Annotated in this window: 17 protein-coding genes; 9 read left to right on the forward strand and 8 right to left on the reverse strand. The window is 61.6% G+C overall.

Features of this window, described 5'->3' with window-relative positions; translation table 11 throughout:
• The 3 genes from B3H86_RS02360 to thiE form a co-directional block, all read right to left on the reverse strand.
• A partial coding sequence (locus B3H86_RS02360; RefSeq protein ID WP_292050963.1) for a hypothetical protein occupies positions 1 to 233 on the reverse strand: 233 nt, incomplete at its 3' end.
• Positions 234 to 278: 45 nt separating this feature from the next.
• The gene (locus B3H86_RS02365; protein ID WP_292050964.1) at positions 279 to 2,006 is read right to left on the reverse strand and encodes an ATP-binding protein; all 1,728 of its coding nucleotides are present in this window, start codon (positions 2,004 to 2,006) and stop codon (positions 279 to 281) included.
• Positions 2,007 to 2,095: 89 nt separating this feature from the next.
• Positions 2,096 to 2,755 carry a thiamine phosphate synthase gene (gene thiE, locus B3H86_RS02370; RefSeq protein WP_292050965.1) on the reverse strand — a complete coding sequence of 220 codons (660 nt, stop codon included), beginning with the start codon at positions 2,753 to 2,755 and terminating at the stop codon, positions 2,096 to 2,098.
• A 134-nt stretch (positions 2,756 to 2,889) separates the two neighbouring features.
• Here thiE and B3H86_RS02375 point away from each other — a divergent pair, with 134 nt between their 5' ends.
• The 5 genes from B3H86_RS02375 (at position 2,890) to B3H86_RS02395 (ending at position 5,947) form a co-directional block, all read left to right on the forward strand.
• The gene (locus tag B3H86_RS02375; protein ID WP_292051070.1) at positions 2,890 to 3,075 is read left to right on the forward strand and encodes a (2Fe-2S)-binding protein; all 186 of its coding nucleotides are present in this window, start codon (positions 2,890 to 2,892) and stop codon (positions 3,073 to 3,075) included.
• 172 nt (positions 3,076 to 3,247) lie between these two features.
• The gene (bfr, locus tag B3H86_RS02380) at positions 3,248 to 3,736 is read left to right on the forward strand and encodes a bacterioferritin (RefSeq protein ID WP_292050966.1); all 489 of its coding nucleotides are present in this window, start codon (positions 3,248 to 3,250) and stop codon (positions 3,734 to 3,736) included.
• A gap of 75 nt (positions 3,737 to 3,811) precedes the next feature.
• Entirely contained in the window at positions 3,812 to 4,306 is a 495-nt protein-coding gene (locus tag B3H86_RS02385) for a TspO protein (protein ID WP_292050967.1), read from the forward strand.
• A gap of 133 nt (positions 4,307 to 4,439) precedes the next feature.
• Positions 4,440 to 5,006 (forward strand): elongation factor P, encoded by a 567-nt coding sequence (gene efp / locus B3H86_RS02390; protein ID WP_292050968.1) that lies wholly within the window; start codon positions 4,440 to 4,442, stop codon positions 5,004 to 5,006.
• Positions 5,007 to 5,140: 134 nt separating this feature from the next.
• Entirely contained in the window at positions 5,141 to 5,947 is an 807-nt protein-coding gene (locus B3H86_RS02395; protein ID WP_292050969.1) for an inositol monophosphatase family protein, read from the forward strand.
• Positions 5,948 to 6,023: 76 nt separating this feature from the next.
• On the opposite strand, the gene B3H86_RS02400 is transcribed toward B3H86_RS02395, so the two are convergent.
• Both B3H86_RS02400 and B3H86_RS02405 read right to left on the reverse strand, forming a co-directional pair.
• Complete coding sequence (locus tag B3H86_RS02400) at positions 6,024 to 7,445, reverse strand: M16 family metallopeptidase (protein WP_292050970.1); 1,422 nt, start codon at positions 7,443 to 7,445, stop codon at positions 6,024 to 6,026.
• Complete coding sequence (locus tag B3H86_RS02405) at positions 7,445 to 8,863, reverse strand: M16 family metallopeptidase (protein ID WP_292050971.1); 1,419 nt, start codon at positions 8,861 to 8,863, stop codon at positions 7,445 to 7,447. Before B3H86_RS02405 ends, B3H86_RS02400 begins: the two co-directional genes overlap by 1 nt.
• Before the next feature lie 210 nt (positions 8,864 to 9,073).
• Here B3H86_RS02405 and B3H86_RS02410 point away from each other — a divergent pair, with 210 nt between their 5' ends.
• A complete protein-coding gene (locus B3H86_RS02410) occupies positions 9,074 to 10,072 on the forward strand; it encodes a glycerophosphodiester phosphodiesterase family protein (RefSeq protein ID WP_292050972.1) in 999 nt (332 codons plus the stop codon).
• On the opposite strand, the gene B3H86_RS02415 is transcribed toward B3H86_RS02410, so the two are convergent.
• Complete coding sequence (locus B3H86_RS02415) at positions 10,054 to 11,898, reverse strand: ABC transporter transmembrane domain-containing protein (RefSeq protein ID WP_292050973.1); 1,845 nt, start codon at positions 11,896 to 11,898, stop codon at positions 10,054 to 10,056. The two genes, B3H86_RS02410 and B3H86_RS02415, sit on opposite strands and share 19 nt — an antisense overlap.
• A 134-nt stretch (positions 11,899 to 12,032) precedes the next feature.
• Here B3H86_RS02415 and rpmE point away from each other — a divergent pair, with 134 nt between their 5' ends.
• Complete coding sequence (gene rpmE / locus B3H86_RS02420; RefSeq protein ID WP_292050974.1) at positions 12,033 to 12,257, forward strand: 50S ribosomal protein L31; 225 nt, start codon at positions 12,033 to 12,035, stop codon at positions 12,255 to 12,257.
• Positions 12,258 to 12,405: 148 nt separating this feature from the next.
• On the forward strand, positions 12,406 to 13,959 hold the full coding sequence (locus B3H86_RS02425) for a L,D-transpeptidase family protein (protein WP_292050975.1): 1,554 nt from the start codon (positions 12,406 to 12,408) through the stop codon (positions 13,957 to 13,959).
• A gap of 69 nt (positions 13,960 to 14,028) precedes the next feature.
• On the opposite strand, the gene B3H86_RS02430 is transcribed toward B3H86_RS02425, so the two are convergent.
• Positions 14,029 to 14,538, reverse strand: coding sequence for a DUF1465 family protein (locus B3H86_RS02430; RefSeq protein ID WP_312820835.1), 510 nt, complete (start codon positions 14,536 to 14,538; stop codon positions 14,029 to 14,031).
• A gap of 113 nt (positions 14,539 to 14,651) precedes the next feature.
• Entirely contained in the window at positions 14,652 to 14,852 is a 201-nt protein-coding gene (locus tag B3H86_RS02435; RefSeq protein ID WP_292050976.1) for a DUF1192 domain-containing protein, read from the reverse strand.
• Between the two features lie 116 nt (positions 14,853 to 14,968).
• Between B3H86_RS02435 and B3H86_RS02440 the strand changes: the two genes are divergently transcribed.
• Positions 14,969 to 15,940: an NAD(P)H-quinone oxidoreductase gene (locus B3H86_RS02440; protein WP_292050977.1), complete on the forward strand. Its 972-nt coding sequence runs from the start codon at positions 14,969 to 14,971 to the stop codon at positions 15,938 to 15,940.
• The last annotated feature ends 23 nt before the right edge of the window (positions 15,941 to 15,963 follow it).

Consider the following 15,963-nt stretch of genomic DNA (forward strand, 5'->3'; position numbering starts at 1 on the left):
CCATTTTGCGGCTGCGGCTGGGCCTGAGCCCCGCCGGGCGGTCGCGAGTTCAGCGATCGCGTCAGTTCCTGTGCCGTTGGTCCCGACGCTGTAGCCGGCCGTGCAACCTGCCCCTGACGTTGGGCCGGAGCCTGCACTTGCGCTCCTGCGGTTTGGGCATAGGCCATATGCGAGGCCAGCATGCCCCCCAGAACCACCGATGTCGCCAATGGCGCGTATTTCGACTGTCTCAAAACCTGTCCCCTACAAAGGCTCACTTCGGTCAGCCTCTTATCAAGTCAATAAGCCTCGGGCAGTTCCACCCAGAACGACGCCCCCTTGCCGGCCTCGGAATCCACGCCGATTTCGCCGCCCTGCAGTTCCACCAGACGCTTGGAAAGAGCCAGACCGATACCGTGCCCCTCGATCGAAGAACGCTCCAACCCCAGACGGTTGAACGGCTCGAAGAGCTGGGCCTTCTTTTCCGGTGTCAGGCCGGGACCACCGTCATCCACCGCCAGCCGGATACGCCCCTCGCAAACCCGTCGCGCCGAGAAGCGGACATAGCCGCCCGCATGTCCGTATTTCACAGCATTGCTGCCAAGGTTGGACAGCACTTGCGCCAATCGCTGGGAATCCGCCAGAACCTTCAGACCCGGCTCTATATCCTCGACTTCGACACGAAGGCCCCTGGCTTCCGGCATCAGGCTCAATGTCTTGCCCACATCCGCCAGCGCACCGGAGACGTCGGTTGGACGCGGCTCGATACGCACCGCGCCGGACTCGGCCTGCGAAACGTCCAGAAGATCGTGTGACAGGGCCTCGATCTGTCGCCCCGTACGGACCATCATCTCGGCCATATCCTTCTGGGCGGGGCTCACCTCGCCCAGGTGGCCCGAGGCCCACATCTCGGCGATACCGATGATCCCGCCGACAGGACTTTTTATCTCGTGCGCCACATTGGCCAGCAGACGGGATTTGGCGGCGGAGGCCATTTCTGCCTTCTGACGACCCAGTCGGGCGCGTTCAGCCAATCCGTCACGCTCGTCCAGCAGGGCCGCCACGATCAAGGCCGGACCATAACCGAGCAACACCATGATCTGGATCATGCCGAGGGCCTGATCGACCGGCGCACCGACAAAAGGACCATAGCCTGCCATCGTGCCCTTGATGGCGATCATCGACATGATGAGAAGGCCCAGCGCCGTGCCCGCGACCCGGAAACGCACCGCGATCAGGATCATGATCGGCAGCAGCGCAAAATTCAGATCAAGCTGCGGCGGGCCGAACACCATCACCCCGCCAAAAACCAGAACACCGAAGACGAGCACCGCCTCGATCACCCGCCGGACCGGATGGGCGAACAGCATCACCGAGCGCTGGAATGCCAGGCCCGTCGCCAGCACCACCAGCAAGCCGAGGCCACGCCCCAGCCACCACATGCGCACACCGCCCAGATAGCCGTCGCTAGCGCCATGCTTCAGCAGTATGCCGCACAGCAGAGCCGACGGCATGACAGCCAATGCCGCCGTCGCCAGCAGCTTCATCTGTCCGCCAACGCTGTGTACATCCAGCTTGGGGAAGATGTGCCGCAGAATGGCCACGCACAGCACAATCTCCAGCATGTTGAGCGCCACAAAAACAATGGCTCGATGCGGTGGGTTACCGAGGATCAACTCGCCCGCCATCAGCGACATGAAGACCAACGCCCCGAAGGCCCAGTCATAGCGCGCGCCGCGCCCCGCCTTCAGCCACGTCAGGACAGCAACGCCACTGGTGACCCACAAGGTCGAAATAATGCCCGGCCCTGCCGCCATGAAGCGTACAGAGATCACGACCAGCAGGCATAGCGCACCGACCGTAGCGACCAGTGCAAAGGGACGCTGGAAGAAGCTCAGATTGGCCGGTGCGTGGCGATCATAGAGACGCGTTATACCTACACCCGAGGCGAGGCGGGTCCGCGCCGCAGCCGCGTGTTCAGAAATAGATCTGCGGACCTTTTGCGTCTCCGCATTCCCCACGCCCATTGCTCCCCCTCGCGCCACCCCGGCACGCCACGCTTTCAGACAGCCGCACCCTAGGACCGGCGGACTTAATAGGGTCTGAAACTATGGGATCAAAAAGCCTGAGCCAAGGCTTGGCTAAAGGCCCTGACGGCGGCGGCCTCGCCATCGGGATGGTTCCAGACGCCACCGCTGACCGCAATGAAATCGGCCCCCGCTCGGGCCACCTCGGCTGCGGTTTCCACCGTAATGCCGCCGATGGCTACGCAGGGAGTCTCCATCGTTTCCTGCCAGATGGTCAGGATTTCCAGCTCGGGCCTGTGGGTGGTTTCCTTGGTTTCGGTGGGGAAGAAGGCCCCGAAGGCCACGTAATCCGCGCTCGCTTCCGATGCCTCCATCGCCAGATGGCGGCTGTCATGGCAGGTGGCACCGATCATGGCGTTTTCGCCCAGCATACGGCGGGCATCCGCAACCGAGGCATCCTCCTGGCCGACATGGACGCCGTCACATCCTGTCGCCCGCGCCAGATCAGGGCGATCGTTCAGCAGAACCGGCACGCCATGAGCATGACAGACCGGCTTCAGCCTGGCGACGGCGGCCCTGATCTGGTCATCGCTGGCGGGCTTTAGGCGTATCTGCACAGCCGCAACCTCTCCCGCACCCAGCGCGGCATCAAGGCGCAGCGCAAAGGCATCCAGATCGTCAATCGACGACGGCGTGATCAGATACAGCTGACAAGCAGGACGGGGCGGGACTTGCGGTTCACGGGCCATATACCCGCCCTGCCCTCAAGCGCGCGTGACGTCAACGGCATAGCACCAATGTCGCACGTAAATGCGAATGAGTTGCACAGATGGATTTTCGTGCTATGGAGAACCATTCTCAGCAACGATCAAGGGCAGAAGCCTTGTACGTCTGTAACTGTAACGGCATCCGCGCTCGCGACGTCCAATGTGCCATTGACGCGGGCGCCACGCGCCCCAAGGACATTTTCACCTCGCAGGGCTGCAAGCCCCAGTGCGCGAAATGCGTCTGCGAAATGCGTGAAATGATCCAGGAATCGCAGACCGCCTTCGCAATGGCTGCCGAATAGGACACCGCGGTATATGCGAGTGAAAAACGCTCGCATTATCAATGTGGTGAAAGTAATTCTCAAATAAACTTTTAGCCGTTTTCGGTGTTATTCTGTCTGCAGACCGGACAAGGATGGCACCACGGCAAATCGCTGCGCGGCCATTCCTTCCAACTGCTAAGAAGGCATGACCATGAAGGGCGATCCCGCAATCATCCGCACGCTGAACGCCGTGCTCACCAACGAACTGACGGCGGTCAACCAGTATTTCCTGCATGCCCGCATGTTCGAAAGCTGGGGCCTGACCCACCTCGGCGACATCATCTACAAAGAATCCATCGGCGAGATGAAGCACGCCGACATGCTGATCAAGCGGGTGCTGTTCCTCGATGCCCTGCCGAATCTGCAGGACCTGCACAAGCTCAAGGTCGGGGAAGACCCCATTGAGTGCCTTCAGGCCGACCTGAAGCTGGAAATGGACAGCCGCATCGCCACCCGCGACGCCCTGACCGCGTGCGAGGAAGCCCGCGATTACGTCAGCCGCGAAATCCTGCAGCAGATCCTGACCGACACCGAGCACCACATCGACTTCCTCGAGAACCAGCTGAAACTGGTCGAGCTGATGGGCGCGCAGAACTATCTGCAGTCGGCCATGAAGGAGATCGTCGGCGAAGGTCACTGACCTTTTTTGACGCTTCATGGCGAACAAGTGTTCGGGCGGCGGGGAACATCCTCGCCGCCCTTTCATTTGGGCTGCATGGAAGAGATTGAAGACCTGATCGACACCGCCCGCGACAAGGCGGACGAGTTTCTCAATATCGGCAGCCGCGACTGGGGCCATGTGGCCACGGGTGCGCTGCTGACCGCCGGTTTTGCCCTGGCCGTGACCGTGCTGGCACGCGAGATCGCACCGGAACAGACGCCGCGCACATTCTCGCGGCGGATGAGAAACGAGGTAAAGGCCGGTAACTGGCTGATGCCTGCCGTCTTTTCAGCCAACTCGCTTTCGGCGCTGCGGGTCTGGAACTCCCCCGCCCAAAAAGGACGTGTGACAGCAATGGGCCTGTGGGCGCTGGCCCAGACCGCCAATGCCTGGTGGCTGGCGGCGCGTCCGCAAAAACGCTGGAGCCAGATTGGCGCCGCCATGCTCTCTGCCGGTCTGGCCGCAGCCTTTGCCTATGAAGCGCGCCGTCTCAGAGGCGTGAGTGCCGATGTGGACCCTGTGTCTGCGGCAACGAACTTCGTTAAATAAAGGCGCAAAAGTGTGCGGTGTTTGACGCCGCACCATTGCCCTTTTTGCCTCTTTCCTCTACGGCTCGCCTCGATTTGGCGCGCCCCAGTCGGTCGGCGCCCGCCTGCCCATCAACGAGCCCGATCGGTTCCTCATGAAAATCAACGCCAATACCATCAAGCCGGGTATGGTCCTGCAGCACAACGGTGGTCTGTGGGTCGTCACCAAGGTCAACCACGTCAAGCCCGGCAAGGGCGGCGCTTTCGCCAACGTGGAAGCCAAGAACCTGGAAACCGGCAACAAGCTGGCCGAGCGCTTCCGTTCGGAAGACCGCGTCGAACGCGTGACCCTCGAACAGCGCGATTACTCGTACCTGTTCGACAACGGCGACACCCTCGTCTTCATGGACGACGAAACCTACGAACAAACCGAACTGGCCAAGACCTGGGTCGGTGAAGACCGCATCGCCTACCTCGCGGAAGGCATGAAGGTCATCATCGAGTCGCACGAAGGCCGTCCGATCGGTCTGGAACTGCCGGATCAGGTCGTTCTGGAAGTGGTCGAGACCGAGCCGACCGTGAAGGGTCAGACCGCTTCTTCGTCGTACAAGCCTGCAATGGCTTCGAACGGCGTCCGCGTCATGATCCCGCCGTTCATGTCGGCCGGTGAAAAGATCATCGTGGATACCGCGACCGGTGAATACGTCCGCCGCGCGGACTAAAATTCGCCGATTTCCTCCTGCAAAGGTGGAAAATAAGTTCAGGGGTGCGGATGGTCCGCACCCCTTTTGACTTCTCCGTCCATCCGGGGTGATTTCGCCCTTTTGTAAGGATGCACGGACCAGGAGATCGACCAATGGCTCTCGCTTCCGCACTTCTTCAGGTCATGATGGACGCCGTCCGCAAGACCGCCCGCCCGATGCTCCGCGACTTCGGTGAAGTCTCGCAGCTTCAGGTCTCTCGCAAGGGCCCTGCCGATTTCGTCACTGCTGCCGATGTGAAGGCAGAGGACACCCTCTTCGAACTGCTGATGAAGGCCCGTCCGGGTTACAGCTTCCTCGGCGAAGAGCGCGGTCTGGTGCAAGGCACCGACAAGACCCACATGTGGATCGTCGATCCGATCGACGGCACCACCAACTTCATGCACGCCATGCCGCACTTTGCGATCACGGTCGGCCTGCAACGCACCCACCCCGATGGCACTTCGGAAATCGTCGCCGCCGTGACCTATAATCCGGTCATGAACGAGATGTTCTGGGCCGAAAAGGGCAAGGGCTGCTATCTGAACGACACCCGCATCCGTCTGGCCGGCCGCAAGGATCTGGCGGAATCGCTGGTGGCCACCGGCCTGCCCTTCATCGGCAAGACCGGCCACGCCCAGGCGATCAAGGACATCCACGCCGTAGGTCAGCGCGTCGCCGGCATCCGCCGTCTGGGTGCCGCCTCGCTGGACTTCGCATGGGTGGCGGCTGGCCGCTACGATGCCTTCTTCGAGCGCAACCTCAAGCCGTGGGACGTCGCTGCCGGCATCCTGCTGGTGACCGAGGCTGGCGGTGTTGTCACCACCATCGAACTGGATGGTGACGCCAAGTCGGGCAATACGATTGTCGCGGGCAACCCCGAAATCCAAGCCAAGCTGCGCAAGGTTCTGCAAGCCGCCTAAGGCCGACAGGACCGCAAAAATCAGGGGCGCTTCCCGATATGGGAAGCGCCCCTTTTTGTCTTCGGCTCCCCTGACCTTAGGGCTGGAACACCTCGAAGGTCACACCCTGAAGCTCGGGCAGGGCTTCGAGCTGCGGACGGACCGTTTCAAGGTCGCCCACGACCACCAGCGTCATCTTGCTGAGATCCAGCCCCTGCGCCGCACGCTGGATGTCCTGTGCCGTCACGGCCATCGCCGCGGGGACAAAAGCATCCAGATAGCTGCGCGGCAGGCCGTTCCGGTCAGCCCAGATCACCTTGCCGATAGCGCCCGATGTGCTGCCCAGACCCAGAGTATAGATGCCGGCATTGTAGTTCTGGGTGCCGGTCGTTTCGGCTGCTGTCGGTGCTTCTGATTGCAAACGACGGATTTCGCTGAAGATTTCCTTCAGTGCATCGCCCGTATTGGCCGCCGTGACGTCAGCATCATAGACCCAGTGCGAGGTCCTTTTATCAATGTTCTCGATGCTGCTGCCCGGAGAATAGGCATAGCCCTTGTCCTCGCGGATGTTGGTCGTGATACGCGAGTTGAAGGCACCGCCCAGCAGGCTGTCCATCACCTCGTATTTGATCGCATCGGGTGAGCCCAGTACAGGCACATCGACCGCCAGGCGGAAGGTCGACTGCACCGCATTGGGGCGGTTAACCAGAACGACCCGACGCGCCACCGGGGCCGTCGCAGGAGCGACTGCGGGCTGGTTATTGCCTCTCCAGCTACCAAACGCCCGCTCCAACGCCGCCTTGGTAGCCGCGTTGTTGAAGGTGCCGCCTACATAGATCTGCACCCCATTGGGACCGATGTGATCGCCATAGAATGCCTTGGCATCCTCTGCGGTAAAGCTGCCTACGACCGCCGGGTCGGCATACACCACGCCATAGGGGTGGTTCGGATACAGGGTCGCGGCATAAGCCTCCGACAGCTGGCCCGAAGCTTGGCTCTTGCCGATGGCGATGCTGCGCAGCATGCCCTGACGGATACGCTCCACCGGTTCTTGCGGCAGGGTCGGCTGACGCACGATCGTGCTCAGCAGATCGATCGCATCGGTCACGCGCTCCGACAGAACCGTCGTCTGGAAGTTTGTACGATCGTTGCCCACGCCAGAGCTCATCGCCCCGCCCATATCGGCAAAGGCCTCGGACAGTTGGGCACCGGACAGATTTCCTGCCCCTTCGCGCATCAGCGAAACGGTGAAGTCCGACAGCCAGGCCTTGTCGCCATCGGCATTACTGCCCGTCGGAATACCGACATAGACTATGGCCTTTGGCACCACCTCATAAGGAATGAAGGTGACTTTGATGCCGTTCGAGAGCTGGAAATCCTCCATCTGTGGCATGGCCACGGCTTTTGGACGGCCAACGGCAGGCATGGGAACAACCTGGGCCAGCACGGGCGTGGCGACGACAGAGGCCAGCGCAACCGACAGACCCAGTGCGGCAGCAGAAGACTTGAGACGGTTCATCATTGCTCTGCACCCCCTTGTTGTGCGGCACCCGGTTCAAGGATCAGGAGGGTGCGGTTGCCGTCACGCAGATATTCCCTGGCGACTTGCTGGATCAGTTCGGGGGTGACGGCGGCGAAACCGGCCTCGACCTCGTTGAACTTGGCGGGATTGTCATCGAACAGGGCGTAGGACGACAGGATTTCGGCAATGCCAAAGCGGGTTGCGCTGTCGATGTTGCTGTACAGCGAGGAGCGGATCTTGGTCTTGGCGCGCTGCAGCTCCTCTGCGGTAACCGGATTGTTCTGCAGATCGGCCACCACCTCATCGACCGCTGCGGTGATCTCGGCTTCGATCTTTGACGGGTCGTGGGTCAGGTTCACGATGAACTGCATCGGGCCGTTGTAGGTGAACTGGTTGCCCAGCATATTGATGCTGCCGCTGACACCACTGGTCAGTGATTTCTCACGCACCAGTTTGTTGTACAGGCGGCTGTCCGTGCCCTGCGCCATGATCTGGTTGATCAGGCCCATCGCGTACCATTCCGGCGTATTGCGTGCCGGGACATGCCAGCCAGCGGCCCATGCCGGACGTGGAGCCAGAGCGTCCTTGTGGACCACACGGCGCGGCTCGGTCTGGCGCGGTTCGGAGATGTCCGGCATCACCACCGGGGCCGTGGCCGGAATGGCACCGAAATACTGCTCGATCCAGCGGCGGGTCTGGGCCTCATCAAAGTCGCCCCCTACGAACAGAACAGAGTTGTTCGGACCATAGAAACGATCGTGGAAGGTCTTGGCGTCCTCGACGGAGGCAGCCTGGATTTCTGCCAGCTCACCATAGAAATTGTGCGCGTTGTACCAGTTGGTATTCGCCGCCATCGGCATCCACAGCCACGGATAGCCGCCGTAGGGCTGGTTCAGCACATTGACGCGGACTTCGTTGGAAACGACTTCCTGCTGGTTCTTCAGCACTTCCTCATTGATCACCGGACGGGCCATACGGTCGGCCTCGCCCCAGATCATGGCTTCCAGCGCGCCCGACGGCACAACCTGATAATAGTTGGTGTAGTCAAAGCGGGTGGAGCCGTTCATCGCCCCGCCCGAGTTGGTGACCAGATTGATGAACGCCCCCTTGGGCGCATTCTGCGAGCCCTGGAACAGCAGGTGCTCGAACAGGTGGGCAAAGCCCGTGCGATTCTGCGGCTCGATACGGAAGCCGATGCCATAATGCACCGCCACCGTGACGGTCGGTACACGGGCATCCTTCAGCAGGATGACCTTCAGGCCGTTCGGAAGCTTGTAATAGACGGGGGCGACCTGGAAACCGGCATCGGCGGCAGCGGGCATCGCCGCCGGACTGCTGGCCAATGCGGCAGGAGACAGCGCCAGGCTGGCCAGTACGGCCGCTGCGCTGACCCCAAGAAGTTTGAGTCGTTTCATAAAGTCCTCCCGAACAGCTCGCGCTATTCAGTGTGATGGAGTTTCACAGCCAAGTCAGCGAAACCTGGCGGTCACATTACATAAACACGATTTTGACAAGATGTGATCTTACGTTTCCGTTAGAAATCAAAATATTGATATTTATTGCCTTTTAAAAGCAAAGCTCAATATTTGATTTTATCTTTGAGAACCCAGGGTCACAATTCCGCCATGACACAGCCTGCCGTCATCGCCCATCGCGGATGCAGTGGGGAGCGCCCCGAACATACGCGCAGCGCCTATGAGCGGGCGATCGATCAGGGGGCCGACTATATCGAGCCGGATCTGGTGATGAGCCGTGATGGCCATCTGGTGGTTCGCCACGAAAACGAGATCGGCGAGACCACCGACGTCGCCAACCATCCGCATTTCACAGACCGGCGCCGCAAACAGGTCATCGACGGACGCACAGTCCAAGGCTGGTTCACCGAAGACTTTACTCTGGAAGAGCTGAAGTCCCTGCGCGCCCGCGAGCGCCTGCCGGAGCTACGCCCGCAATCCGCGGGATTTGACGGTCAGGACACCATTCTGACCTTTGCCGAAGTGGTAGAGATCGCAAGGGCGGGTGCGGCACGCACAGGCCGGTCCATCGGCGTTGCCCCCGAGTTGAAGCACCCCTCGCACCTTGCCGCCGCGGGGTTGGATATCGAGGCCGCCTTCTTACGCGAAATACACCGTCTGGAACTGGCACAGGCCGGGCGCGAACTGATCGTGCAATGTTTCGAGGTCGGGCCATTGCAACGGCTTGCCGGCAGAACAAACGCCCTGCTGCTCCAGCTTATGGACACTGCAGGAGGCCCCATAGACCGCCCCGACATCACCTATGCCGATATGGCCACACCACAAGGGCTAGCGGACATTGCCCGTTACGCGGGGATGATCGGTGTCAACACGCGCATGGTGGTGCCGTGGGACAATGCCGGCCACAGCATGGCGCCGACCTCCCTCGTTACCGATGCCCATGCCGCAGGTCTGGAGGTGGTTCTCTGGACCTTGCGGGCCGAGAACCATTTCCTTCCCGCAGAGAGACGCCGGGGCGACACGGCTGCCGCCCACGGCGATCTGGATGGCTATATCCGGGCACTCTACGCCCTGGGCGTCGATGCCGTATTCAGCGACTTTCCCGCCATAGCCGTACAGGCGCGAGCCTCTCAGTCCGCCTGGAATTGAAGCTTGGCCAGACGGGCATACAGGCCGCCCTTGGCGATGAGCTGGGCATGGGTGCCCTCCTCCACCACCTGACCGCTGTCGATCACCACAATGCGGTCGGCCCGCAGGACGGTGGCCAGACGGTGGGCGATAACCAATGTGGTCCGCGCCTCCATTGCCTGATCCAGTGCCGCCTGCACCAGTCGCTCGTTCTCGGCATCCAGTGCACTGGTCGCTTCGTCCAGTAGCAGGATCGGCGCATCGCGCACCAACGCACGGGCAATCGCCAGACGTTGGCGCTGGCCACCGGACAGGCTCTTGGCTCGCTCGCCAAGCGGTGTTTCAAAACCCTGTGGCAGCGCCTCGATAAAGCCCAGCGCCTGCGCTTCGCGCGCCGCATTGCGGGCATCGTCCAGCGAAGCATCGGCACGACCGAAGCGGATGTTTTCCAGCGGCGAGCCCGAGAACAGCGGCGCTTCCTGCGAAACCCACGCATAGCGGCTGCGCACCTCGACAGGATCGGCATTGCGCACGTCCACGCCATCGACCGTCACCACGCCTGCCTGCGGATCATAGAAGCGCAGCAGCAGCCGGAAGACGGTAGACTTGCCCGCACCGGAAGGGCCCACCAGAGCCACCGTCTCGCCCGGGCGCACCGTCAGGCTGAAGCCCTTCAGCGCCGTCAGATCAGGCCGGCCCGGATAGGCAAAGTCCACACCCGACATGGAGATTTCGCCACGCGGCGGAGAAGGCAGGGCCAAAGGCACCTGCGGTGCGGCGATGGAAGCCTCGGCACGCATCAGCTCGTCGATACGCTCCATAGCCCCCGCGGCTTTCTGCACATCGCCCCAGCTTTCACCCAGAGCCCCCACCGCACCGGCGGCGAACACCGACAGAAGCACGAACTGCAACAGCGACCCAGGCGTCATATTGCCCGCCACCACGTCCTGAGCCCCCAGCCAAAGCACCAGTGACACACCGCCGAACATCACGGTGATGATCATCGCCGTCATGACCGCACGGGCGCGCATGCGCAGGAGCGAAGCCGCAAACGCGTCTTCTACCGCCTCGGCAAAACGGGCCGTCGCGCTCTTTTCGCGGCCAAAGGCCTGAACAGTTTCCAGGGCGTCCACGCTTTCACCGGCAAAGCCCACGGCACCGGCAAAACGGTCCTGGGAGCGGACGGTCAGCTTGCGCACCTGACGACCGAAGACAAACAGCGGCACAATCAGGACCGGAACGATCAACAGCACCAGACCCGTCAGCTTCGGGCTGACGAAGAACAGAAGAATGGTCGCCCCGATGAGCGTCAGGAAGTTACGCAGCGCATAGCTGACCGAAGTCGTCAGCAGGGTATCGACCAGCTGGATATCGGTCGTCAGTCGGGACAGCACCTCGCCCGTACGGATATGGGCAAAGAAAACCGGGTCCAGCGTCAGAATGCGCCCGAACAGGCCCTGACGCAGATCTGCGATCACACGCTCGCCGGTTTTGGTGACGAAATAGTACCTGAGCGCCGTAACCAGCCCCAGCACCACCGCATTCACCGCCAGCAGGCTGAACCAGAAATTCAGTTGCGCACCGCCCTGATCGAAACCACGGTCGATTGCACCACGCGCCGTCGCGGTCAGCGCCAGCGAGGCGACGGTCGAAAAGACAAGGAACAGCGCAGACAGGGCCGCATGCCCCTTGTGCCGCGCCAGATAGGGCAGCAGCCGACCCAGCGCGCGCACATTTTTGCTGCGCTCGCGTTTGCCTGAGGCTTCGGACATCTGTTCTGCAAGCTGTGCCCCTGCGCCAGGGCGGCCTTGGGCCTGATATTCTTGACGCGCATCGGTATGAGTCATGCGCTAGCTCTTGCCCCGTAAAGCCCCTCGGTGTAAACGCCCGACCTCGCTCCCACCGTCAGACGCGGTGGGATTCTCAAATTTAAGCGCAGTGACGGTCGGAATCGTCGTCGCGCAGAGACGGAATTAACACGATGAAAGCCGACACCCATCCGGATTACCACTTCATCACTGTCGTGATGACCGATGGCACCACCTATCAGACCCGTTCGACCTACGGCAAAGAAGGTGACACTCTGAACCTGGATATCGACCCGACCTCGCACCCGGCCTGGACCGGCGGCAACGCCCAGCTGATGGACCGTGGCGGTCGCGTGTCGCGCTTCAACGGCAAGTTCGGCGGCTTCCTCAAGAAGTAAGCCTTCCGTCTTCCGGACAAAATCGGGCGTCGTTCCTCGGAACGGCGCCCTTTTTGTTTGGCGGGAACATCGCTAATCACAAGGCGTTCATTTTCTTCCTCTAGTATAACGCTGGAGGGCAGTTAGAGTCGGCTGAAACGGAACAGATATGAATCGTCGGGAACTGGGCTTTGGCGTTGCTTCGGCATCCTTGGCCCTGAGTGCAGGTAACCACGCTTTCGCTCAAAGCGAAGGAGCATCGGCTCCTGTGCCGGAGCAGCTCCAAGCGCAGATCGGCCGCCTGCCGCAGGCCATTCAGGCTGATGTCCGCAAAGTCTATGAACAGACGGGCGGTCGTCCCATCTGGAACGAGCAGAACCTGCGCGCCCTTCAGGAAGTGGCCGGTCGCTCCGACCGCCACGCCATCCACGCGGGTGACTATTTCGACTTCGTCGGCCTGGCCGCAGATAAACAGTCGGCAGAGGTCAAGGCCACGGCTTCCGCCCTCTCCTACGCCAAAATCCTGGCCCACGGTCGCGTCAAACCAGAAGACGTCGAAGAACTGTGGGAGATGCAGAAAAACTCCGTCGATGTCGCCCAGGGTCTGGTCGATGCGGTTCGTGGCAACAAGCTGTCGGACTGGTTCGACGGCCTGCCCCCGCAGGACATCGGCTATACCAATCTTTCGGCCGGATACATCCGCTATCGCCGCATTGCCCGTGATGGCGGCTGGCCTGCCTTTGCCCAGGGCGCACAGATCGAGCCGGGCAGCAGCGATCCGCGCGTGCCCGCTCTGGTCAAACGCCTCGCGGCCGAAGGCGATATGAGCGCCGCCGCCGCCAATGCGCACGGCAGCTCGACCGTCTATAGCGAAGCCGTCCAGCGTGCCGTGCGCAGCTTCCAGGCCCGCCACGGTCTGGGCGTCGATGGCCGCGTCGGACCGGCGACCCAGCGCTCTCTGGGGGCCTCTGCCGAGGATCGCGCCCGTCAGATCGCCCTGAACCTGGAACGCCGTCGCTGGCTGAAGCGTGAACTGCAGTCCGAACGGATCGAGGTGAACACCGCCGCAGCCATCATGGTCTATTGGAAAGACAACCAGCCGGTTCACTCGAACCGCGTTGTTGTCGGCTCCCTTGAAAACCAGACGCCCAGCCTTGAACGCCCGTTCGCCTCGGTCGTGGCCAATCCGCCGTGGACTGTACCGATGGGCATTGCCCGCCGTGAGATCCTGCCAAAGGGGCCGGGCTATCTCGCCGCCAACGACATGTACATCAACGACAACGGCTGGGTCGTGCAACGCGCCGGTCCGAAGTCGTCGCTGGGCTATGTGAAGTTCGAACTGCGCGACAGCTACGCCATCTTCCTGCACGACACCCCGAACAAGGGGGCCTTCAACCTGTCGATGCGCCAGCGCAGCCACGGCTGTGTCCGCGTTCACAATGCGGTTGAGTTCGCCCGACTGCTGCTGTCGCCGGATCCGACCAAACTGGCCGCCTTTGATACCGCACAGGCCGATCGCTCCACGACCCGCGTACAGACGGGCCGCCCCATCGGCGTGCGACTGCTGTACTGGACGGCCTTTGTGGACGGTCAGGGTCGCGTTGCCTTCCGTGAGGATTCCTATCGCCGCGACGCCAAGCTGGCGCGGGCTATGGGCATCGACGTCAACCTGCCTACGGTTGTCAGCGAAGCGCCAAAGGACAAGGACGACGATTGGATCTAAGGCTTTGCCCGACCGGACAAACGAAAAGGCGGCGGATACTTCCGCCGCCTTTCTGTTTTTCCGATCCGGTCAACCGAAGGCTGCGCGCAGCCGCTCCATCTGGTCCAGCACGCCGTTGACCGGCGTCTCTTCCTCGATCGTGACGTACATCTTCTGGTCCAGATAATAGACCCGGTCATATAGGCGCTCTGCCCGCAGGATCGCCTCGACCAAGGCGATAGGCAGATCGGCAGGCAGCGGCTCGGACACAGGCGAGCGTTCAGCCAGGCGGTAGCGCGGCTCGAACGCCACCGTGGCATCAATATTGCGCTCGTTGATGGCCCGCTGCACCAGCAACCAGGATGCGATCTGCATCAGTCGCGTCGTCAGCTTCATGCTCTCGCTGGCGTACACCAGACTGGCCGAGCGTGACAGCAGGCGCGATTCCATACGACCGTCACCGTCCAGATAGGCCGCCGTTTCTTCGACAAGCTCTATTCCCTCGCGGAACAACCGCTGGAAAAGCTCCGAGCCGGTAAATTTTAGCGCCTCGGCCGAACGGTCGACCTCGGCCCATTGCTGATCATTGATCAGGTTCACGTCTGCCCACCCCTGATGACGAAACCGGACGCTTGTTTAGCGTACTGCTACGCTTGATGACAGCACTGTTATTCCAATCGTCCACCGACTTGAAAGCCGGCACAACCAGCGGGTTAGAATTTGAACAGGGCATCGGCAGCACTGCGCTGCGAGGACTTAGCCTCGATGGCCGCCTTTACACGCACTATTTCGCCTTCCAGCGTTTCGATACGGGCCTTCAGGTCCGCCACCGAATATCCGTCCAGATCTTCGCGCACCAAGCCATGCAGATTGTCGCCAAGACTTTGACGCGGCTCTAGATCTTCAAAAGACATTTCTGCCTCCCTCGACCGGATGGAACACTGGAATATCGGATACGGATATGGCCGACATTCTCCTGACTGGGTAGAAGACGCCTTAATCCGTGTTTTTGCAAGTTCAGGAGGCGACAGTGCGCGTCATAGAAATCGCCGGAGGCAAGGGCCCGGCCTCCTCACTCACCCTGGCCGAACGTCCTGTGCCTCAGGTCGGGCCGGGTGAAATCCTGATCCGTGTCAGGGCCTGTGGCGTCAATCGTCCCGATATCGTCCAGCGCGAGGGTCGCTATCCGCCACCCCCGGGCGCATCGGACATACTGGGCTTGGAAGTCGCCGGTGAAGTCGAAGCGATTGGCGAAGGGGTGACGCGCTGGACAAAGGGTGACCGCGTCTGCGCCCTGCTGGGCGGAGGTGGCTATGCGGAGTACGCCGTCGTGGATGCCGACATCGCCCTGCCCATCCCTGCCGGTCTTGATTTCGAGCAGGCCGCAGCCCTGCCCGAGACCGCATTCACCGTCTTCACCAATGTTTTCGAGGGCGGTGCCCTGAAGGCGGGCGAGACACTGCTTGTCCACGGTGCCACCAGCGGTATCGGCGTCATGGCCATCCAGATGGCCAAGGCCGCAGGCGCCCGCGTTATCGCGACCAGCCGCACCAAGGCCAAGGCCGACGCGGCCCGCACACTGGGCGCAGACATCAGTCTGGACGCTTCATCCCAGGATCTGTCGGCCGAGATCAAGGCTGCCGGCGGGGCCGATGTGGTTCTTGATATGGTTGGCGCGGCCTATGCCGATCTGAACCTGAAGGCCCTGAACAACTTTGGCCGATGGGTCATCATCGCCAGCCTGACAGGGACAAAAGCCGAATTGGATCTCCAGCGCATCATGCTGAAGCGTTTGGTGATCACAGGCTCGACCCTGCGCAGCCGCCCGAATGCCGAAAAGGCGCGTCTGGCCGGAGAAATCGAAAAGACGGTTTGGCCGTGGGTCGAGTCCGGAAGGATCGTGCCTCAGATCCATGCCCGCTTCCCGCTGGCAGAAGCAGGCCGCGCACACGAGGCGCTGGAGGGCGGCGATCACATCGGCAAGATTGTGCTGATCCCATAAAAAAAGCGGGAACAGGGCTGCCC

The sequence above is a fragment of the Brevundimonas sp. UBA5866 genome, assembly GCF_002432125.1.
Lineage (GTDB): Bacteria > Pseudomonadota > Alphaproteobacteria > Caulobacterales > Caulobacteraceae > Brevundimonas.

Bases quoted from the DNA above. Each gene is read 5' to 3' on its own strand.
- B3H86_RS02365 (WP_292050964.1), bottom strand. From the start codon at position 2,006: ATGGGCGTGGGGAATGCGGAGACGCAAAAGGTCCGCAGATCTATTTCT.
- thiE (WP_292050965.1), bottom strand. From the start codon at position 2,755: ATGGCCCGTGAACCGCAAGTCCCGCCCCGTCCTGCTTGTCAGCTGTAT.
- bfr (WP_292050966.1), top strand. From the start codon at position 3,248: ATGAAGGGCGATCCCGCAATCATCCGCACGCTGAACGCCGTGCTCACC.
- B3H86_RS02385 (WP_292050967.1), top strand. From the start codon at position 3,812: ATGGAAGAGATTGAAGACCTGATCGACACCGCCCGCGACAAGGCGGAC.
- efp (WP_292050968.1), top strand. From the start codon at position 4,440: ATGAAAATCAACGCCAATACCATCAAGCCGGGTATGGTCCTGCAGCAC.
- B3H86_RS02395 (WP_292050969.1), top strand. From the start codon at position 5,141: ATGGCTCTCGCTTCCGCACTTCTTCAGGTCATGATGGACGCCGTCCGC.
- B3H86_RS02400 (WP_292050970.1), bottom strand. From the start codon at position 7,445: ATGAACCGTCTCAAGTCTTCTGCTGCCGCACTGGGTCTGTCGGTTGCG.
- B3H86_RS02405 (WP_292050971.1), bottom strand. From the start codon at position 8,863: ATGAAACGACTCAAACTTCTTGGGGTCAGCGCAGCGGCCGTACTGGCC.
- B3H86_RS02410 (WP_292050972.1), top strand. From the start codon at position 9,074: ATGACACAGCCTGCCGTCATCGCCCATCGCGGATGCAGTGGGGAGCGC.
- B3H86_RS02415 (WP_292050973.1), bottom strand. From the start codon at position 11,898: ATGACTCATACCGATGCGCGTCAAGAATATCAGGCCCAAGGCCGCCCT.
- rpmE (WP_292050974.1), top strand. From the start codon at position 12,033: ATGAAAGCCGACACCCATCCGGATTACCACTTCATCACTGTCGTGATG.
- B3H86_RS02425 (WP_292050975.1), top strand. From the start codon at position 12,406: ATGAATCGTCGGGAACTGGGCTTTGGCGTTGCTTCGGCATCCTTGGCC.
- B3H86_RS02435 (WP_292050976.1), bottom strand. From the start codon at position 14,852: ATGTCTTTTGAAGATCTAGAGCCGCGTCAAAGTCTTGGCGACAATCTG.